Consider the following 18,818-nt stretch of genomic DNA (forward strand, 5'->3'; position numbering starts at 1 on the left):
GATCACCTCCGCACCTTGAAAAAATCCTTCAAGAGCGTCGCCGCCTCGGTCTCGCCCACGGCGGAATAGACCTCCGGCGCGTGGTGGCAGGTCGGCGCGGCAAAGAACCGCACGCCGGATTCCACCGCGCCGCCCTTGGGATCGGCCGCCCCGTAATACAGTCGCCTGATCCGCGCAAACGAAATCGCGCCGGCGCACATCGTGCATGGCTCCAGCGTGACGTAGAGGTCGCAATCGACCAGCCGCTCGGTGCCGATGGCGTCGGCGGCCTGCCGGATCGCCAGGATTTCCGCGTGCGCGGTCGGATCGCGGTCGGTCAGCGTGCGGTTGCCGGCGGTAGCGATCACCTCGTAACCCCGCACGATCACGCATCCGATCGGAACTTCGCCGGATTTTCCGGTGTTTTCGGCCGTTTTCAGCGCCAAATCCATGAAAGAGGGGACGGTCATGCCTCGTATCATCGGAATAAACCTGCTATGAGAAACGCCTTCAGCAAAAGTGGACACCGATTTTGCGTGAGATTGCGCCTCGAGCCAAGAGCGCGCGCGTGATCGCCATGACAGTCCACATCTGCCGGACCGCCAATTTCACCTGTCCACGAGAGACCCTTCATGCCCCGCGACAACGATAAAGACAACGATTCCCGCGGCCGGCGTGACCGCCCGCCCAGTGGCAAGGGCCGCTCCGGCGCAGCTCGGGGACCCGAGAAGAAATTCGCCAAGCGCGGTTTTGCCGGCAAGGGCGATGGCGAGAAGCGCCCGTTTGCCGGCAAGTCAGACGGCCCCAGGACCTATGGAAAGAAGCCCTATTCCGGTCCGGGCAAACCATATGCGGGCAAGCGCGAAGGTCCGCCGCCGCGCCGCGACGATGGCGATACGCCGCGCCCGCCACGCTTCAACCGCGATGACCGCCCCCGCAGCGATGATCGCGGCGGCGACAAGCGCCCGTATACCCCCCGCGGCGATGCCCGCCCGGCCGCGCGCTTCCAGGACAAGAAGTTCGGCGACCGGAAGCCTTACACGCCGCGGGAAGGCGGCGAGAAGCGGCCCTATACGCCACGCGGCGAAGGCTTTCGCAAGGACGGTGACCGGCCCCGCGGCGATCGGCCCGAGCGAAAATTCGGTGGCGACAAGAAATTTTCGCGCGGAGCGCCGGACAGGGGCCCTCGCAAGGACTTCGGTAGTCGCCCGGATCGCGGCCCGCGCAAGGATTTTGGCGATCGCGACCGGGACCGCAAGAGCGGCCCGGGAGATCGTGGCGACTCAAAACCATGGCAGAAGCGCGATGCGTCTTCGCCCGATCACGCGGGCCGCAATTCGCGCCCGTCGCGCGACGGCGCGAGAAATTTTGACAAGCCCCGTTTCGACAAGCCGCGAGACGAACGCGGCGGCGAGGAGCGGCCGCGGTTTTCGCGGCCACGCGAGGATCGCCCTCAAGCCGATCGTCCATTCCGCGAGCGACCGAAATTCGATCGTCCCCGCGAAGGCCGCGATGAACGCCCGCGCAGCGCCTGGCAGGAGCATCCGCGCAGCGAGCCGCGATCGTTCGACCGCAACGCCGACCGGCCGCGCCGCGACAACGAAGACGACAGCAAGGTTTTTGCCAAGCGCCCCGCGTTCGGCGGCCGCGGCGCCTATCGCGAGCGTGCGCCCGATTTTGAAAAACGTGCAGCCCGCCCGCCGCGCGTCAAAAAATCCGGCGAGCGCATCGCCAAGGTGGTGTCGCGCGCCGGGCTTGCCTCGCGCCGCGACGCCGAGGAATGGATCGTGCAGGGCCGCGTCACCGTCAACGGCAGAGTCATCAATTCACCGGCGCTCGACGTTACCGAGAGCGACGTCGTCACCGTTGACGGCAAGCCGTTGCCGCCGCGCGAGCGCACGCGGCTGTTCCTGTTCCACAAGCCGCGCGGCTTGATGACCACCCATGCCGACCCGGAGGGGCGGCCGACCGTGTTCGACAATCTGCCGGAAGGCCTGCCGCGGCTGATCTCGATCGGCCGGCTCGATTTCAATACCGAGGGCCTGTTGCTGCTCACCAATGACGGCGGGCTGGCGCGCGCGCTCGAACTGCCCGACACCGGCTGGCTCAGGCGCTATCGCGTCCGCGCCCATGGCGAGGTAACGCAGGCGCAGCTCGACGAACTGAAACGCGGCGTCGAGGTCGACGGCGTCAAATACGGTCCGATCGACGCCGTGCTGGAGCGCGACCAGGGCGCCAATGTCTGGCTGGTGTTTGCGATCCGCGAGGGCAAGAACCGCGAGGTGCGCAACGTGATGGCGCATTTGGGCCTTGAGGTGAATCGGCTGATCCGGATATCCTACGGCCCGTTCCAGCTGGCCGAGCTTGCCGAAGGCGCGGTCGAGGAGGTCAAGACGCGGGTGCTGCGCGACCAGCTCGGCGAGAAGATCGCAGCACTGGCGGGGGCAGATTTCAACCGGCCGATGCCGGGCGATCAGGCCGCGAAGGCCGATGAAGAAGCCGATGCGCCCGGCGGCAAGAAGCCGTTCAAGCCGGCCGGCAAGAGCGGGTTGATCGCCGACCGCAAGGGCCGCCGCGTGCTGGTCCAGCGCACCGGCAGCGAGGAGGCCCGCGCCCGCAACGAGCTGGAGGCCAACGGCTACGGCCCGCCGCGCCGCCCGCAGCGCGGCTATCACGGCAAGCGCGACCTCAAACCGCGGGATGAGTGACGTTCGATGGTTGGAACGATGTGGCGATCTTTCAAGAAGTCGTCATGGCCGGGCATAGCCGTCCGAAGGACGGCGTCGCTTCCGCTCGCCTATGCCCGGCCATCCACGTCTTGCTTGCGTCGGCCGCCTAAAGACGTGGATGCCCGGGACAAGCCCGGGCATGACGAGATCTTCTAATGCGCGTCGTCGGCGGACGATTGAAGGGCCGCAATCTGGCCTCGCCGTCCTCGCGCGACATCCGCCCGACGGCGGATCGCTTGCGCGAGTCCGTCTTCAACATCCTGATTCACGCCTATGACGATCCAATTCAAGACGCGCGTGTGCTCGACCTGTTCGCCGGCACCGGCGCGCTCGGCATCGAGGCGGTCTCGCGAGGTGCCACTTTCACGCTGTTCGTCGACAACGGCGCCGAGGCGCGGGCGCTGTTGCGCAACAATGTCGAGGCGCTCGGTCTTGGTGGCGTGACAAAAGTCTATCGCCGCGACGCCACCGACCTCGGTCCGGCGCACCCGATGCAGCCGTTCTCGCTGGCGTTTCTCGATCCGCCCTATGGCAGGGGGCTCGCCGACAAGGCGCTCGCCTCACTGCGCGACGGCGGCTGGTTGACGCCGGGCGCACTGGTGGTGGTGGAGGAAGCGAAGGCGGCGGGGTTTGCCGCGCCCGAAGGTTTCGAGGAGCTGGAGCGGCGGGTGTATGACGATACGGAATTTGTGTTTTTGCGGAATCCGTAGGGTGGGCAAAGCCAACGGGTCGCGCAAATGCGCGCCCGATGACAGGCTCCGCGTGCCCACCGTCGTGCGTCAGGTCCGAAGCAGATGGATGGTGGGCACGGCGCAAGCGCGCCTTTGCCCACCCTACGAATTACTACGGACTAACGCCGCCCGAACAGCTTCTCGATATCGCTGAGCTTCAATTCCACATAAGTCGGCCGGCCGTGATTGCACTGGCCGGAATTCGGTGTGTCTTCCATCTCGCGCAGCAGCGCGTTCATCTCTTCCGGCTTCAGCCGCCGGCCGGCGCGGACCGAGCCGTGGCAGGCCATGGTGGCGGCGACATGCATCAGGCGCCGCTCCAGCGGCAGCGCCTCATCCCATTCCGCCATGTGCTCGGCGAGATCGCGCAGCAACGAGCCGGCGTCCGGCTTGCCGAGCAGCGACGGCGTCTCGCGCACCGCCACCGCGCCGGGGCCGAAGGATTCGATCGCAAGCCCGAACGTCGCCAACTCCTCGGCGCGGTCGAGCAGTTTTTCCACGGTGGCCTCGTCGAGTTCGACGATCTCCGGTATCAGCAGGATCTGCCGCTGCACGCCGTTCTTCGCCAACGAGGCCTTCAGCCTCTCATAGACGATGCGCTCATGCGCGGCGTGCTGGTCGACGACAACGAGCCCGTCGCGGGTCTGCGAGACGATATAGGTCTCGTGGATCTGGGTCCGCGCCGCGCCGAGCGGCCGGTCGAGCAGATCGGCCGGTGCTGCTTCCTGGAAACGCACGTCGGCGGTGGGCGTGCCGACATCGAACGCGGCCTGTCCTGGCTCGGCAAAAGCCGTCGCCGCCGCGCCCTCGAAGGCAGGCCTCGGGCCTGTCGGATAGGCCGGCGAGCGACGCCAGTCCCAATTGGCCCGCGGCGCAAACGCCGGGCGGAACGCGGAGGTGATGACGTCCGCATCGCCGTTCGCGGCGGTGCGCCTGCCTTCGCGGGCAAGCCCATCCTTCAGCGCGTGCACGATCAGTGCACGCACCAGGCCGGCATTGCGGAAGCGCACCTCGGTCTTGGCCGGATGCACATTGGCGTCGACCTCGGCGGAATCCAGCGTCACGAACAGCGCGACCACGGGATGGCGGTCGCGCGGCAGATAGTCGGAATAGGCCGCGCGCACCGCGCCGAGAATGAGCTTGTCGCGCACCGGGCGACCGTTGACGAACAAATATTGCCCGAGCGCATTGGCCCGCGTCAGCGAGGGCGCGGCGGCAAAGCCTTCGACCACGACGCCCTCGCGCTCGGCGCGGACCTCAATCGCGCTGGCGCGAAAATCACTTCCCAGGATATCGCCGAGCCGCGTCAGGCGGCCCGCCGGGCCGGGCAATGCGGCGGCCCAGGTGACCGGCGCGCGCTCCTCGCCCGCCAGCGTGAAAGCGATGTCGGGCCGCGCCATCGCGAGCCGCCGCACCACCTCGCGGATCGCTTCGGCTTCGGTGCGGTCGGTCTTGAGGAATTTCAGCCGCGCCGGGGTTGCGTAGAACAAGTCGCCGACCTCGACGCGGGTGCCTACCGAAAGCGCCGCCGGCATGATCGCGGATTTCATCCCGGCTTCGACCGACAGCGACCAGGCATGCGGCTCGCTCGCATGGCGCGTGGTGATGCCGAGCCTGGCTACCGCGCCGATCGAGGGCAGCGCCTCGCCGCGAAACCCCAGCGTGCGGATGCGCAGCAGGTCCTCGTCGTCGAGTTTCGATGTCGCATGGCGGTCGACCGCAAGCGCCAGGTCGGCCGAGGTCATGCCCGAGCCGTCGTCGGTGATGCCGATCCGCCGCCTTCCGCCGCCATCGGTGAAAATGTCGATCCGGCTGGCGCCTGCATCGATGGCGTTCTCCACCAGTTCCTTGACCACGCTCGCCGGCCGCTCGACCACTTCGCCGGCGGCGATGCGGTTGACGATTTGTTCGGGAAGCTGGCGGACGGGCATGGGATTTGGGCGACTCGCGGGAGCGGGATGCCCTCAATCTAGGAGTTTTTGCGAGGCGGCGGGAGGGCGAGGGCGGAGTCTCTCCCCACTCTTCTCGGTGGAATCGTGGATGCGGTTGCACCCAAATGACGCATGGTGATCTTTTCATGGGCGGCCGCGCTCATAATGCCGCTCGCGCGCATATCCCGCGCGGTTTCCAGCAGTTCCTCAGTCAGCCGGCGCTTGGCTTTCTTTGCCATGTCTTACCTCCATCAAGAGCCCACCATCACTGCCTGCGGGTATACCCTCAATCCTCGAACCCCGCCGAGCCGCGTTTGGCCTTGATGTCGCCGCGGCGCTTCTTGCCCTCGAGCCGGCGCTGTTTCGAGCCGAAGGTCGGCTTGGTTGCGCGACGCGGAATCGGGCGCACCATGGCCTCGCGCAACAATTCGAGCAGCCTGTCGATCGCGTCGGCGCGGTTGCGCTCCTGGGTACGGAAGCGCTGGGCATGGATCACGATCACGCCGTCCTTGGTCATGCGCTGGCCGGCGAGCCGATGGAGCCGCGCCGCGGCGTCATCCGGCAGCGTGATCTTGCGCGTATCGAAACGCAATTGGGCGGCGGTCGAGAGCTTGTTGACGTTCTGCCCGCCCGGGCCGGAGGCGCGGACGAAGGAGATCTCGATGTCGTTCTCGTCGATTGCGTGATCGCGGGAAATCCGCAGCATGGCGTCACCGAAAGCCGGGATGATCCCGAAGCAAAAAAGTACGTCATCCTGAGGTGCGAGCCGCCTTCGGCGAGCCTCGAAGGATGATATACCGTGCTGTGTAGCACATCCTTCGAGACGCCGCGCGAAGAGCGCGGCTCCTCCAGCGACGAGCGCATTTGCGCTCGCGCGGGGATGACGGCGGCATGTGCGGTGAGTCTTAATTCGCCGTCGACGACGGCGCGGTCGCCGCCGCGGGCTGGGCGACGGCTTGCGGGGCGCGGCCGACGATCACGGTGATCAGGCCCTTGCCCCACAGCCGCTGCGCCGCCTGCTTGGCGTCATCCAGCGTCACGGCGTCGATGATGGCGTTGCGCTTTTCGATATAGTCGATCGGCAGCCTGTCGAGCTGGTATTGCAGCAGGGCGCCTGCGAGATTGGAGGAAGTGTCGAGCGCCAGCATCTGCGAGCCCTTGAGATAGGATTTGGCTTCGTCGAGTTCCTTCCCGGTCGGGCCGTCCTCGGCCATGCGGCGGACCTCGCGCTCGACCGCATCGACGGTCTCTCCGGCACGGTCGGCGCGGGTACCGGTATTGCCGACGAACAGCGCGGAGTGATCCATCCACAGCAGCGACTCATAGATCGAATAGGCGAGCCCGCGCTTCTCGCGGACCTCGCGGTAGAGTCGCGACGACGATCCGCCGCCGAGAATATGGTTGACGACATAGGCCGCCATGAAATTCGGGTCGTGGCGCCTGAAGCCGGGGCCGCCGAAGGTCACCACGGTCTGCGGCACGTCGAGCGGAATGAAGGCGCGCTGCGGGGGCGCGGCGGCCACGATGTTGGGGACCGGCGTCAGGCTGGCCTTGGCGGGCAACCCGCCAAAAGTCTTGTCGAGCAGCTGGCCGAGGGTTGCCGGGTCGACATCGCCGACCACGGCAATCTTCAGCGTATCCTTCGCCAGCACGCGGCGGACATAGTCCTTCAGATCGGCGACGTCGATTTTCGGCACGCTTTCCAGGGTGCCGCTGGCGGGTCGGCCATAGGGGTGGTCGCCAAAAGCGATTTTGAGGAACTTGCGCCCGGCGAGCGAGCCCGGATCGCTGGTCTCGCGCCGCAGTCCGGATAGCACTTCCGAGCGAATCCGTTCGACGTCGGCGGCATCGAAATGGGCTGATGTCAGCGACATCCGCAGCAGGTCGAAGGCCTCGTCCCGGTTGTCCCGCAGCATCCGCAAGCTGCCGCGGAAATAGTCCCGGGTCGCCGCGAAACTCAGCTCGATGGCGCGGCGGTCGAGGTGCTCGTGGAACGCCTTGGAATCGAGGTTTTCAGAACCTTCGTCGATCAGGTCGGCGACCAGATTGGCGACGCCGGGCTTGTCGGCGGGGTCCTGGGTCGCGCCGCCGCCAAAGGCATATTCCATGGCGATCAGCGGCACGGTCGAATCCTGCACGAACCAGGCCTCGATACCGCCGGGCGAAATCAGGTGCTGGATTTTTGCCGCGGCCTGCGCAGGCGCCGCGGCAAGCGGCAGCAGCGCGAGGCCGGCGGCAACCATCCATGCGAGGCGCCGCGAGCGAACCCTGGAAGCTGCGTTGGAATAAATCACGAACGCTTCTCCTCGCGTCTGGGCGTGGTGTCCTTGACCAGATAGCCGGTCACCGAACGGTTCTTGTCGAGCCATTTCAGCGCGGCGTTGCGGACCTGTTCGGCGGTGACGGCGCGTATCCGGTCCGGCCAGCTCCTGATGTCGGCGATGCTCAGGCCCGTGGTCAGCGCGCCGCCATACCAGCGCGCCAGCGTCGCCTGGTTGTCCTGGGCGTAGATCGCCTCCGCAATCAGCTGGGTCTTGACGCGTTCGAGATCCTCTGGCGTCGCGAGCTTGCGTCCGGCATCGGCGATCACGCCGTCGATGACCTGCTCGATCTGCGAGAACTCCACGCCCTGTCTCGGCGCGGCCGAGATCATGAACTGTGTGGCGTCGAGCGAGGTGCCTTGATAGCCGGCACCGGCGCTGATCGCGAGCGGGCGGTCGACCACCAGCGCGCGATACAGGTAGGAGTTGCTGCCGCCGCCCATCAATTGTGCGAGCACGTCGAGCGCCGGGCTCTCTCCAGGTGCTGCGGTCGTGGCTGATGGAACCAGGTAATAGCGCTTGAGGCTCGGCTGTTCGACCTGCGGGTCGGCTAATGTCACCGTGCGCGGCGCGACCGGTTCCGGCTCCTGCGGGCGCAGGCGTTTTTCGGGGATCGCGGGCTGCGGCGCGACCTGGCCGAAGGTCTTTTCCGCCATCGGGCGAACCTCGGCGGCATCGACGTCGCCGGCGATCACCAGGATCGCGTTGTTGGGCGCGTAGAAGCGCCGGTAGAACGCCAGCGCGTCCTCGCGGCCGAGCGCCTCGATCTCGTGGTGCCAGCCGATCACCGGGCGGCCATAGGGATGATTGAGATAGAGCGCGGCCATGATCTGCTCGGCGAGCCGCGCGTCCGGATTGTTGGCGACCCGCATGTTGTATTCTTCGAGCACCACGTCGCGCTCCGGCAACACGTTTTCGTCCTTGAGGATCAGGCCGGTCATGCGGTCGGCCTCGAACTCCATCATGGTGCCGAGCTGCTCGCGCGGCACGCGCTGGAAATAGCCGGTGTAATCGGTCGAGGTGAAGGCGTTCTCGTTGCCGCCGACCCGCAGCACGGTCTTGGAAAATTCGCCCTCCGGATGTTTCGCCGTGCCCTTGAACATCAGGTGTTCGAGAAAATGCGCCAGCCCCGACTTGCCGGGCGTCTCGTCGGCGGAGCCGACCTTGTACCAGATCATCTGGGTGACCACGGGGGTGCGGTGATCGGGGATCACCACGACCTGCAGGCCATTTTTGAGTGTGAAGCTGGCGGGAGGATCCGATGTCACCGTGGTCTGGGCGCGCGCGGCGCAGGTCGAGAGCGCGAGGACCGAGAGCAGCACGGCGGAAAGCGTGGCAGCGAAGCGGGGTTGCGGCATCATGACCTGTGTGGCGCGTCGTTACGCAAAAGTGGGCAGCGGTCTTTTCGGGAAAGCTGTGCGCGATCTTTGCGCAAGAGCTCCGCACGGACCAGTTCGCGCCTGCACCACGGCACCGTATACCGCGTGGTGGCGGACAAGGGTCACGAAGCCGAGAGACAGAGGCGGCTATTCGCCATATTTGCCGGCGGCCGGGTTGTATTCCTTGTTCATGGATTCCTTCGGCCCGGTGCCGTAGGCGAAGTTCGGCGACGGTGTCTGGTAGCCCGGCGGAGGCTGGGTCAGGCTTTCCCGCGTCGGCTCGCCCTTGAACGGCGCCGCCTCCGCCTTGTTGCCGCCGAACAGCGAACCGAACTTGCCTTCAAAGCCGAGCTGCGACGGGCTGAGGATCGGGTTGGTGGCCGAGTTACCCGGCTGGACCGGATCGTTATTGGTGCGGATCGGAGCATCCGTCCGGCCGACATTGAGCTCGCTCGGGCTCAGGATACGCGCCGCTTCCACCGGATCCTTGTTGGCCTTCTTGCGGGCGGCGATCGCAGCCTTGCGGCGCGCCTCGTCCGGATCTTTCGGCCAGTTCGGATCCTTGATCTCGCTTCTTGCGGATTCCGGCGGCGGCAGATCGAGCTTCGGAGGCACCACCAGGGGCGACCGCTCGCGATAGTCGATGCCCCGGTTCTCCATGTTGGTGCCGCCGACGCCGGCCATGATGCCCTCGATGACCTTCTCCTCGAAGGTCTTGCCGTCATCGTCATCGTCCTGGGCGCGGGCGACGCCTGAGGTCATCATCAGGCCAATGCCGAGCGCGATCGCGGCGAGCCGCAGGCCGCGGTTGAGCGCTCCCGGCGAGTTCTGCAGCATCCGGCCGCTGGCTTCGATGTCGCGCATCGCTATTCCCGTCCAAATTTGTAAGGCGCAGAGCACGCCAAACCAGGCGCAAGCTCCGCACCTTCTGGGCAAAGCTCGGGGTCCGTATCAGCCGGGATCAGGGCGCTTTTGCGGCGGGTACCCCCAACAGCGAGTCATACAATAGAGCGGCGACGCCAGCAACAATCGCCACGTCCGCAAGGTTAAATACGTACCAGCTGAAGGGTTTTCCGCCGATCTGGACGTGAAACAGGACGAAATCGACCACCGCGCCATAGGTAAAGCGGTCGAGGGCATTGCCGATGGCGCCGCCGATGATCAGGCCGAGGGCAACAGTGGCAAGCAGGGTGCGCGACCGGGCCATCCAGATCGCCAGCACAATGACCGCCACGATTTTGACCGCGAGCAGGACAGCCTGCCCGGCCGCGCCTTCGCCCTGGAACCAGCCGTAGCTGATCCCGGTATTCCAGGCCAGCACCAGGTCGAAGAACGGCGTCACGGCCACCGCGCCGCGACGGGCGATGTCGAACACGAACAACAGCCAGGCTTTCGAGGCCTGATCGAGCGCGAGCACGGCAAGCGCGGCGATGATTCCGGGGCCGAGGCGGGAGGTCAAACCGAAACCCCCAGCGCCTTCCATTCGCGCAGCGCCTGCGCGTCGCGCGGCGAGACGTCGGGGTATTCGGGGTCCTGGCCTACGGTCGGCAGGATTTTCCAGGAGCGCGCGCATTTGAGGCCTGTGGCCTTCTCGACCACGACGGCGACGCCGGGGACGTCGTGCAGCCGAAACGCATCCGCCGGCGGGTCGTCATCGGTCACCATCGCGTTCGAGGTGATGCAGACTTCCGCCAGATCGACATCGAACAGGGTTGCGAAAATCTTCTTGTCCGAGACGTAGACCAGGGGCGAGGCCTCCAGCGAGGAGCCGATGCGCTTGGCCGCGCGCTCGACTTCCAGCGCGCCGGTGACGACGCGGCGGACATTGCGGATGATCTCCCATTTCGCCGCCAGCGCATCGTCGCGGAAGCGTTCGAACCCGTCCGGGAACAGCGTCAGATGGATCGACGGCTCGGCGTCCGGCCGGTACAGCTGCCAGGCTTCGTCGCAGGTAAAACTCAACACCGGCGCAAACCAGCGCAGGATCGCGTCGCACAGGATGTCGATTGTCGTCAGCGCCGCCTTGCGCGCCAGCGAGGAGGGCGGGTCGCAATACAGGGTGTCCTTGCGGATGTCGAAATAGAACGCCGACAGTTCGGTATTCATGAACGCCGACAGGCTCGCCACCGCGGTCTTGTAATCGAACTCGGCATAGGCCTTGCGCACGATGTCGGCCTGCTGGCTGAGCTCATGCAGCATCAGCCGCTCCAGTTCCGGCATCTCGGCATAAGCGACCGTCTCGCCGCGCCTGAAGTGATGCAAGGTGCCGAGCATCCAGCGGATCGAGTTACGAAGCTTGCGATAGGTTTCGATGGTGTTCTTCAGGATCTCCGGGCCGATGCGCTGGTCGTCGGCATAGTCGGTGGCGCAGACCCAGAGCCGCAGGATATCGGCCCCGGACTGCGCGATCACCTTTTGCGGCTCGACGGTGTTGCCGATCGACTTCGACATCTTGCGGCCGTTCTCGTCGAGCGTGAAGCCGTGGGTCAGCACCACGTCGAACGGGGCGCGGCCGCGGGTGCCGCAGCTTTCCAGCAGCGAGGACTGGAACCAGCCGCGGTGCTGGTCGCTTCCCTCCAGGTACATCACGGTATCGTCGCCGCCATCGACCTTGCGCTTGATGCCGGCCAACCCCGGGAAGTGCACGGGGTCTTCCAGCACGAAGGCATGCGTCGAGCCGGAATCGAACCAGACGTCGCAGATGTCGTCGACCTTTTTCCACTCTTCGTTGGCGAGGCTCCCAAGAAAGCGTTCGCGGGCGCCGTCCATGTACCAGGCATCGGAGCCTTCCTGTTCGAAGGCGTCCGCGATGCGCTTGTTGACGGCCTGATCGAGCAGGATTTCGGCCGAGCCGTCGCCCTTCTCGCGCACGAACACCGCGATCGGCACGCCCCAGGCGCGCTGGCGCGACAGCACCCAGTCGGGCTTGGCGTCGATCATGCCGTTGATGCGGTTCTGGCCGGACTGCGGCACCCACTGGGTGACCGAGATCGCTTTAAGCGCCCTGTTCCTTAGAGTGTCCGATGAAGCGGCGCCTGTACCTTCCCATCGGATGGGGTTTGCCGTGATTGGCTTATCCATCGCGATGAACCATTGCGGCGTGTTGCGAAAAATCACGGGCTTCTTCGAGCGCCAGGAGTGAGGATACTGGTGCTTAAGCCGCCCGCGCGCCAACAGCATGCCGGCCTCGACCAGCGCCTTGATCACGGCCTCGTTGGCGTCACCTTTTTCGCCCTTGTCATTGATGACGCGCTTTCCCGTGAAGCCCGGGGCCTGGTCGGTGAAGGCGCCGTTCTCGTCGACGGTATAGGGGATGGTGGTGTTGATTTCTGCCGCATCCAGCAGAGATTTGTTCTCCATCCAGATATCGAAATCTTCGCGGCCATGTCCCGGAGCGGTGTGTACGAATCCTGTGCCAGTATCGTCGGTTACGTGGTCCCCTTCGAGAAGAGGAACGATGAAATCATACCCCCGTCCGCGAAGAGGATGCGCACAAGTCATATTGTCTAGTACCGATGATGGAACGTCCATGACCCTTTCGAAGCTAACAACCTTTGCCTGCTTGAACACGTCGGTGGCTAGTTTGTCGGAAAGGATGAGAAGATCGCCGATCTTCGCCCAATTGTCGGCGGGGGCATCGGTTACTCGGTAAAGCCCATAAGAAATTTTGGAAGAATAGCTGATCGCGCGGTTACCCGGCAGCGTCCAAGGCGTCGTCGTCCAGATTACGACCGATGCGCCTTCTGGAAGCAAACGACGCATTTCCGGATATGGCTCGCTCGGAGGACCCAGCCGTCGTGCCGATGGTCCATATGGAATATGCGACACCGGAAACTTTACCCACACAGTATCGCTCGTATAATCCTCGTACTCCACCTCCGCCTCAGCCAGCGCGGTCTTCTCCACCACGCTCCACATCACAGGTTTCGAGCCGCGGTACAGCGTGCCGTTGGCGGCGAATTTCATCTGCTCGCGCGCGATCTGGGCCTCGGCGAAATAATCCATGGTGGCGTAGGGGTGGTCCCAGTCGCCGATGATGCCGAGCCGCTTGAACTCGTCGCGCTGCACGTTGATCCAGTGCGCGGCGTAGGCGCGGCACTCCTTGCGGAACGCGACCATCGCGGTAGAGTCACGAAAATCCGGCTTCTGCTTGCCCTTGGAGCGGTAGTTCTCCTCCTCGATCTTCCATTCGATCGGCAGCCCGTGGCAGTCCCAGCCTGGCACGTAGTTGGAATCGAAGCCGAGCATCTGCTGGCTCTTGGTGACCACGTCTTTCAGGATCTTGTTCAGCGCGTGCCCGATATGGATGTTGCCGTTGGCGTAGGGCGGGCCGTCATGCAGCACGAATTTGGTGCGGCCGCGGGCTTTTTCACGCAGGCGCTGATAGAGACCCATCTCGTTCCAGCGCTTGAGGATTTCGGGCTCGCGCTGCGGCAGGCCGGCGCGCATCGGAAATTCCGTCTGCGGCAGGAACAGGGTTTTGGAATAGTCAGTGGCGTCGGACTTTTGCGGCTTTTCGGACATGAAGGCTCTGATAGGGCTCGGAGGGCGCTGAAAATGCGATGATTCGGGATGAATATAGGGACCCCGGTCTTGCGCCGAGCCAAAGCTCAGGCGGAAGCCGGGCCGCTAATGTCGATGGTGCGCCGCGCAAACATGGAGTTTCTCATAGCAGCCGGCCGAGGAAAGCGCAAAGCCCGGCGTAAGGCAGCAGCGTTCATCTCCGGGCTCGAAAAAGCGTTTGTTGCAGTTTCTTTCAAAGATACTAATCTATTGATAAATGGAGCGAATTCATGAGAGCGAAGCTTGCGGAGGTTTATGAGAAGTTGAAGGAATCTCGCCGTCAAGGTGAGTCGGACGTCGACGCGCAAATCGGAGACAACCTCCGCGAAATATACGACGATCTCACCGACGTCGATTTCATGGTCAGGTCGCTCGACATCAAAACGCTTGCTGACCGCGTTTTTGGCGACGAAGAAAAGGCGGATGCTTGGCTGCGCCGCCCCAATACATTTCTGTCGGGCCAAAAACCGACCGACCTCCTGAAGGATGAACTCGGCGCTGCCGTCGTTCGCGAAATGCTCGAACAGATCGATCACGGAATCTTCGCCTGAGCCCGCATCGTGGAGCTCTGGCGAATTTCAAATTATCCCGACCTGTCCGGCATCGGAGGCATGAGAGCCGGTGGGCGATGGCATTCGCAGGGCAGACGCATCGTCTATCTCGCAGATCATCCATCGAGCGCCTTGCTGGAGCTGCTGGTCCACATGGACCGCGATCTGATCCCGCCTACCTACCAATTGCTTCGCATCGATATTTCCCTCGACGTGACGATTGAGGCCGTCGTGGCAGGTGATTTATCCGGGAACTGGCGGACCGACACGATAGCGAGTCGTGAAATCGGAGATCGTTGGCTCGATCGATCAACCAGTGCATTGCTGCGGGTACCATCTGCGATCAGCGAGCAGGGACAAAACTTCCTTTTGAATCCTGCTCATCCCGATGCGGCGAAGGTTACCGTAGCGGAGATCATTCACGCGCCATTTGACGCTCGCTTGCTCAGATGAATCTCAGCCAATGTCGCCCAGCTTCGGAAACGCGTCCGGCGCAGCCGCCAATATCGCACGCGCGCGGGCGCTGTCGTCGTTCATCTGGGCCACCAGCGCGTCCACGCTATCGAATTTCAGCTCCTCGCGGATGAAACCGATGAAGGCCGTATCCAGCGTCGCGCCGTAGAGGTCGCCCGAGAAGTCGAACAGGAAGACTTCCAACAGCGTCGCGCCATTGTCGAAGGTGGGGCGGCGGCCGAAGCTTGCGACGCCGTCGTAACGCTTCTCGCCGCGGCCGACCCGCACCGCATAGATGCCGTGCTTAAGCCCGCAATTCCTGTCTAGCCGCATATTGGCGGTAGGAAAACCGAGGTCGCGGCCGCGTTTGTCGCCATGGATCACCTCGCCGGTCACGAACCACGGACCCCCCAGCATCGCCGTGGCGTCCTCGATCTGTCCCTCAGCCAGCGCCATGCGGATCGCGGAGGAGGAGACCGGCCGCTCCTCGATATCGACATGCGGCTGCACGTCGACGTCGATGCCGAGCCGGGGCGCCTCGTTGACCAAGAGGCTCGGCGAGCCGACGCGGCCCTTGCCGAAATGAAAATCGTAGCCGACCGCGATACCGCTGATGCCGAGCCGCCCGATCAGTTCATGGTGAATGAAATCTTGCGCCGTGGTTCCGGCCCTGGCCTTGTCGAAGGTCATCACGACGGCGCCGGCAAGCCCGGTTCCGGCCAGCAGCCGCAGCTTGGCGGCTTCGTCGGTGAGGCGGAATTGGGGGCTGTTCGGGCTGAAAAACAGCCGCGGATGCGGCTCGAAGGTCAGCGCCAATGCCGGCCTGCCATGCGCGCGCCCCATCTGAAGGGCGGCTGCGATCACCGCGCGATGGCCGAGATGGACGCCGTCAAAGTTGCCCATCGCCACCACCGCTCCCCTGGGGATGGCGGAAGCGGGCGTGCTGTCGCGGATAATCGTAAAGCCGGACGTCATTTTTGCAGAATTCTTCAACTTGGCCGGTGGGGACGGGACCGTGACGCGGGGGCCGCAATGAAGTCAAGCCGGGCGAAGGGAAGTCCAGGCAGACAACGGCGTTTATCCGGCAAGGGCCGGGTTAACGCGCTGTTTAACGGCTGATGCTAGTGGTTGGGAAGGACTGCCGGGCATGGCCCGCGCGGGCCGGTGGTCGGTTTGTGGCGTCAGGTTTGGTTGCGGGGAGTTCAAGATGGCGGTTGATACGTCGATGTCGGTTCTGGTGGTGGACGACTACAACACCATGATCCGCATCATCAGAAACCTTCTCAAGCAGCTCGGCTTCGAGAATATCGACGACGCCAGCGACGGATCGGCGGCACTGAACAAGATGCGCGGCAAGAAATACGGGCTCGTGATCTCCGACTGGAACATGGAGCCGATGACCGGCTACGACCTGCTGCGCGAAGTCCGCGCCGACCCCAATCTCGCCACCACGCCGTTCATCATGATCACGGCGGAATCCAAGACCGAGAACGTGATCGCGGCCAAGAAGGCCGGCGTCAACAACTACATCGTCAAGCCGTTCAACGCCGCGACCCTGAAGACCAAGATCGAGGCGGTATTCCCAGATACGGTGAGCGCGTAAGGGCCGTCAATTCACGCTCCCCCGTCATCCTGAGGAGCCGCGCATCTTTGCGCGGCGTCTCGAAGGATGGGCCGCAAGCACCTCCGTCAATCATCCTTCGAGGCTCGCCGAAGAGGCTCGCACCTCCAGCGATAACGGCGGAGCCGTTACGCGGGGATGACGTCTGCGAGCGTCGAAATCCCTACCACCGCAGCTCCCGCATCAACGCCCGCGGCGGGTGGCCGAATAGTTCCTTCACCGAGGCCGGGTCGAGCTGGTCGATGCCCTCGAATTCCTCGGCATGGATGCCGCGGGTCACGAACAGGCAATCGATGCCGAAGCCGTGGGCGCCCGCGAGATCCGTGCGCACGGAATCGCCGATCGCGAGCACGCGGTCGAGCGTGATGGCGTGGCTTTGGCGCTCGGCGGCCAGCTCCATGGCGCGCTCGTAGATCGGCCGGTGCGGCTTGCCGTAAAATACCACCTCGCCGCCGAGCTCGCGGTAGAGTTCGGCGACCGCGCCGGCGCAATAGATCAGCCGGTCGCCGCGCTCGACGACGATGTCGGGATTGGCGCAGACCAGCGGCAGCTTGCGCTCGCGCGCCTGCAGCAGCATCGCGCGATAGTCCTCGGCCGATTCGGTTTCCTCGTCGAACAGGCCGGTGAAGACGATGCAGTCGGCCTCCGGCAGCGGCGCGAATACCGCGTCGAGCCCGCGAAAGATCGAATTGTGGCGCTCGGAACCGACCCAGTACATCTTGCGGCCGGGGTGGCCGGCGACGAAATGCCGGGTCAGGTCGCCCGAGGTGACGATGGCGTCATAAGTATCGTCGGCGATGCCGAGCTTGCGTAATTGCCGCTGCACGGAATCCGCAGGCCGCGGCGCGTTGGTGATCAGGATCACGGTGCCGCCCTGGCCGCGAAAGCTGTGCAGCGCCTCGCAGGCTTCCGGGAACGCCTCCAGCCCGTTGTGAACCACGCCCCAGATATCGGAGAGTACGACGTCGACGCCGCCGACGAGGTCGCGCAGCCGCTCGACAAAACGGAGTGACGTCATGGCAGGGATGGCCGCTCAGCCCGGCCCGGCGGCTCGGCGCGCCAGCGCGGCGTTGCCGGTCGCCCGCGGCGGATCGATCGCCGGACTGTCGAGGGTCGTGGATTTGCCGGAGCCATTGTTTTCCTGCGCCTTGGTCGGGGCCCCGCCGGTAGCAGATGCGCCCTCGGGCCGCAACGGCCGCGGCGGCGCGAACAGGAATCCCTGGCCGAATCGCACGTCAAAGTCGAGCAGGTCGACCACGGCGCGTTCGCCTTCGATCCGCTCCGCGATCAGGTCGATGCCGAAGCGGCCGAGCAGGTCGGAGAGATCGGACGGGTGAATGTCGGACACCGAGTTTTGTTTCGGATCGAGCAGTAGCGCCGCCGGAACCTTGATGAAGCGGACGCCGCGGTCGGCCAGCTCCCTGGGCTCGATCCGCAGGTCGGTGACGTGATCGATCGAGAAACGAAAACCGCGCTGCGCCAGCGCCGCCAGATGTTCGGTCTCGATCGGGCCGAGATTGCGGAACGTCGCCTGCTTGAATTCGAGCACGAAGGACGGCGCCAGCGCCCGATTGGCCTCGAGAAAATCCTGGCATTGCGCGAAGGTCGTGGGGTTGGCAAGCGTTGCGGCGGCGACGTTGCAGAACACGCCGACATCCTTGTTGCGGACCATCAGCCGGCGCAGCACCTGAATGCATTTGAGCATCACCGCGTGATCGATCCGCCCGATCAGGCCGGCGGCTTCGGCGATCGCGATGAAATCGTCGGCGGCAAGCAACTGATCCTTGTCGTCGCGCAGCCGCGTCACCGCCTCGTAGTAGCGCACCTTGCGCTGCGGCAAGGTCACCATCGGCTGCAGGAAGATATCGATCCGGTTTTCCTCCACCGCATTTTTCACCGCGGCGAGGATTTGCGCCGGGCTGCGGGAGGGCGTGGCGTCGCCGGCGACGGCAGCGGGCAGCGCCCGCGCCGCGCCCGCGTCCTCGGCCGCGAACGGCGGTTCCTTTTGCGGTTCGTTGTCCGGTTTGCTGCTCGCCGCGGGTAGGGCCGCCGCCGCGACACCGGCCGACAGCAGGTCGTCATGGCCGGCGACCGAGGCCGCAAGCTGCTTGACCAGTGTGCCCAGTTCGCCGATCTCGCCGGCTACCGCCTGAACACGATCGGCATTGGCGGAATTCGCCGACGCCACCCGGCCCTCGACGGCGGCCAGCCTGCGCCCGAATTCGGCGACCTGGCGGGCGAGGTCGGCGGTGCCGCGCGACAGATCCGCAATCTGGCTGCCGACGTCGGTGCGATCGCGCAACCGCATCGATACCGCGTTGTAGAGGATCAGGAAGGTCAGCGCGGTGAGCGCCACGATCGCGGATTCCGTTCCGCTGATGCCGGCCACCGAATACAGGATCAGGCCGAGGGAGGCTGCGACCAGCACCATGCAGATGGCGATGAAAATCGTGGAAATGCGGATCATGTTGCGCGGAAGGCCCTCAAGTCCCTGTGTTCCCCTGGCCGGGAGCGACTCGCACAGGCCCGTCGCGCTCCCCCAAGCGGCGCAACCTTAGCA

17 protein-coding genes are annotated in these 18,818 nt (G+C 64.9%); 5 read left to right on the plus strand and 12 right to left on the minus strand.

The window, feature by feature from the left end; all coding sequences use genetic code 11:
• Positions 1 to 2 precede the first annotated feature (2 nt).
• Positions 3 to 449, minus strand: a complete 447-nt coding sequence (locus tag VK804_RS24745) for a nucleoside deaminase (RefSeq protein WP_325375112.1) — start codon at positions 447 to 449, stop codon at positions 3 to 5.
• Between the two features lie 162 nt (positions 450 to 611).
• Between VK804_RS24745 and VK804_RS24750 the strand changes: the two genes are divergently transcribed.
• Both VK804_RS24750 and rsmD read left to right on the plus strand, forming a co-directional pair.
• Complete coding sequence (locus VK804_RS24750; RefSeq protein ID WP_325375114.1) at positions 612 to 2,687, plus strand: pseudouridine synthase; 2,076 nt, start codon at positions 612 to 614, stop codon at positions 2,685 to 2,687.
• 176 nt (positions 2,688 to 2,863) lie between these two features.
• A complete protein-coding gene (gene rsmD / locus VK804_RS24755) occupies positions 2,864 to 3,418 on the plus strand; it encodes a 16S rRNA (guanine(966)-N(2))-methyltransferase RsmD (RefSeq protein ID WP_325375115.1) in 555 nt (184 codons plus the stop codon).
• Between the two features lie 140 nt (positions 3,419 to 3,558).
• Here the strand turns inward: rsmD and mutL are convergent, their stop codons facing one another.
• The 8 genes from mutL to ileS form a co-directional block, all read right to left on the minus strand.
• Positions 3,559 to 5,370 carry a DNA mismatch repair endonuclease MutL gene (gene mutL, locus VK804_RS24760; RefSeq protein WP_325375117.1) on the minus strand — a complete coding sequence of 604 codons (1,812 nt, stop codon included), beginning with the start codon at positions 5,368 to 5,370 and terminating at the stop codon, positions 3,559 to 3,561.
• 38 nt (positions 5,371 to 5,408) lie between these two features.
• Positions 5,409 to 5,609 carry a hypothetical protein gene (locus tag VK804_RS24765; protein WP_325375118.1) on the minus strand — a complete coding sequence of 67 codons (201 nt, stop codon included), beginning with the start codon at positions 5,607 to 5,609 and terminating at the stop codon, positions 5,409 to 5,411.
• A gap of 47 nt (positions 5,610 to 5,656) precedes the next feature.
• On the minus strand, positions 5,657 to 6,076 hold the full coding sequence (arfB, locus tag VK804_RS24770; RefSeq protein WP_325375120.1) for an alternative ribosome rescue aminoacyl-tRNA hydrolase ArfB: 420 nt from the start codon (positions 6,074 to 6,076) through the stop codon (positions 5,657 to 5,659).
• A gap of 199 nt (positions 6,077 to 6,275) precedes the next feature.
• On the minus strand, positions 6,276 to 7,613 hold the full coding sequence (locus tag VK804_RS24775; RefSeq protein ID WP_325375197.1) for a pitrilysin family protein: 1,338 nt from the start codon (positions 7,611 to 7,613) through the stop codon (positions 6,276 to 6,278).
• Positions 7,614 to 7,660: 47 nt separating this feature from the next.
• Positions 7,661 to 9,052: a pitrilysin family protein gene (locus tag VK804_RS24780; RefSeq protein WP_325375121.1), complete on the minus strand. Its 1,392-nt coding sequence runs from the start codon at positions 9,050 to 9,052 to the stop codon at positions 7,661 to 7,663.
• Positions 9,053 to 9,217: 165 nt separating this feature from the next.
• Positions 9,218 to 9,934: a hypothetical protein gene (locus tag VK804_RS24785; protein ID WP_325375123.1), complete on the minus strand. Its 717-nt coding sequence runs from the start codon at positions 9,932 to 9,934 to the stop codon at positions 9,218 to 9,220.
• 97 nt (positions 9,935 to 10,031) lie between these two features.
• Positions 10,032 to 10,553 (minus strand): signal peptidase II, encoded by a 522-nt coding sequence (gene lspA / locus VK804_RS24790; RefSeq protein WP_325375124.1) that lies wholly within the window; start codon positions 10,551 to 10,553, stop codon positions 10,032 to 10,034.
• A complete protein-coding gene (gene ileS, locus VK804_RS24795; RefSeq protein ID WP_325375126.1) occupies positions 10,526 to 13,594 on the minus strand; it encodes an isoleucine--tRNA ligase in 3,069 nt (1,022 codons plus the stop codon). Before ileS ends, lspA begins: the two co-directional genes overlap by 28 nt.
• Positions 13,595 to 13,863: 269 nt before the next feature.
• Here ileS and VK804_RS24800 point away from each other — a divergent pair, with 269 nt between their 5' ends.
• Complete coding sequence (locus VK804_RS24800) at positions 13,864 to 14,184, plus strand: MbcA/ParS/Xre antitoxin family protein (protein ID WP_325375127.1); 321 nt, start codon at positions 13,864 to 13,866, stop codon at positions 14,182 to 14,184.
• 9 nt (positions 14,185 to 14,193) lie between these two features.
• The gene (locus VK804_RS24805; protein WP_325375129.1) at positions 14,194 to 14,637 is read left to right on the plus strand and encodes an RES family NAD+ phosphorylase; all 444 of its coding nucleotides are present in this window, start codon (positions 14,194 to 14,196) and stop codon (positions 14,635 to 14,637) included.
• Between the two features lie 3 nt (positions 14,638 to 14,640).
• Here the strand turns inward: VK804_RS24805 and VK804_RS24810 are convergent, their stop codons facing one another.
• Positions 14,641 to 15,612 (minus strand): bifunctional riboflavin kinase/FAD synthetase, encoded by a 972-nt coding sequence (locus tag VK804_RS24810; protein WP_325375131.1) that lies wholly within the window; start codon positions 15,610 to 15,612, stop codon positions 14,641 to 14,643.
• A 232-nt stretch (positions 15,613 to 15,844) separates the two neighbouring features.
• Here VK804_RS24810 and VK804_RS24815 point away from each other — a divergent pair, with 232 nt between their 5' ends.
• Positions 15,845 to 16,240, plus strand: a complete 396-nt coding sequence (locus VK804_RS24815) for a response regulator (RefSeq protein ID WP_325375132.1) — start codon at positions 15,845 to 15,847, stop codon at positions 16,238 to 16,240.
• 181 nt (positions 16,241 to 16,421) lie between these two features.
• Here the strand turns inward: VK804_RS24815 and VK804_RS24820 are convergent, their stop codons facing one another.
• Together VK804_RS24820 and VK804_RS24825 are read right to left on the minus strand one after the other, a co-directional pair.
• Positions 16,422 to 17,276 (minus strand): TIGR01459 family HAD-type hydrolase, encoded by an 855-nt coding sequence (locus VK804_RS24820; protein WP_325375133.1) that lies wholly within the window; start codon positions 17,274 to 17,276, stop codon positions 16,422 to 16,424.
• Between the two features lie 15 nt (positions 17,277 to 17,291).
• Positions 17,292 to 18,725: an EAL domain-containing protein gene (locus VK804_RS24825; RefSeq protein ID WP_325375135.1), complete on the minus strand. Its 1,434-nt coding sequence runs from the start codon at positions 18,723 to 18,725 to the stop codon at positions 17,292 to 17,294.
• Positions 18,726 to 18,818 lie beyond the last annotated feature (93 nt).

This window comes from Bradyrhizobium sp. (genome assembly GCF_035484855.1).
Classification (GTDB): Bacteria; Pseudomonadota; Alphaproteobacteria; order Rhizobiales; family Xanthobacteraceae; genus Bradyrhizobium.

Excerpts from the sequence above, each read along its gene's own strand:
- VK804_RS24745 (WP_325375112.1), bottom strand. The coding sequence starts at position 449 with ATGACCGTCCCCTCTTTCATGGATTTGGCGCTGAAAACGGCCGAAAAC.
- VK804_RS24750 (WP_325375114.1), top strand. The coding sequence starts at position 612 with ATGCCCCGCGACAACGATAAAGACAACGATTCCCGCGGCCGGCGTGAC.
- rsmD (WP_325375115.1), top strand. The coding sequence starts at position 2,864 with ATGCGCGTCGTCGGCGGACGATTGAAGGGCCGCAATCTGGCCTCGCCG.
- mutL (WP_325375117.1), bottom strand. The coding sequence starts at position 5,370 with ATGCCCGTCCGCCAGCTTCCCGAACAAATCGTCAACCGCATCGCCGCC.
- VK804_RS24765 (WP_325375118.1), bottom strand. The coding sequence starts at position 5,609 with ATGGCAAAGAAAGCCAAGCGCCGGCTGACTGAGGAACTGCTGGAAACC.
- arfB (WP_325375120.1), bottom strand. The coding sequence starts at position 6,076 with ATGCTGCGGATTTCCCGCGATCACGCAATCGACGAGAACGACATCGAG.
- VK804_RS24775 (WP_325375197.1), bottom strand. The coding sequence starts at position 7,613 with ATGGTTGCCGCCGGCCTCGCGCTGCTGCCGCTTGCCGCGGCGCCTGCG.
- VK804_RS24780 (WP_325375121.1), bottom strand. The coding sequence starts at position 9,052 with ATGATGCCGCAACCCCGCTTCGCTGCCACGCTTTCCGCCGTGCTGCTC.
- VK804_RS24785 (WP_325375123.1), bottom strand. The coding sequence starts at position 9,934 with ATGCGCGACATCGAAGCCAGCGGCCGGATGCTGCAGAACTCGCCGGGA.
- lspA (WP_325375124.1), bottom strand. The coding sequence starts at position 10,553 with ATGGAAGGCGCTGGGGGTTTCGGTTTGACCTCCCGCCTCGGCCCCGGA.
- ileS (WP_325375126.1), bottom strand. The coding sequence starts at position 13,594 with ATGTCCGAAAAGCCGCAAAAGTCCGACGCCACTGACTATTCCAAAACC.
- VK804_RS24800 (WP_325375127.1), top strand. The coding sequence starts at position 13,864 with ATGAGAGCGAAGCTTGCGGAGGTTTATGAGAAGTTGAAGGAATCTCGC.
- VK804_RS24810 (WP_325375131.1), bottom strand. The coding sequence starts at position 15,612 with ATGACGTCCGGCTTTACGATTATCCGCGACAGCACGCCCGCTTCCGCC.
- VK804_RS24815 (WP_325375132.1), top strand. The coding sequence starts at position 15,845 with ATGGCGGTTGATACGTCGATGTCGGTTCTGGTGGTGGACGACTACAAC.
- VK804_RS24820 (WP_325375133.1), bottom strand. The coding sequence starts at position 17,276 with ATGACGTCACTCCGTTTTGTCGAGCGGCTGCGCGACCTCGTCGGCGGC.
- VK804_RS24825 (WP_325375135.1), bottom strand. The coding sequence starts at position 18,725 with ATGATCCGCATTTCCACGATTTTCATCGCCATCTGCATGGTGCTGGTC.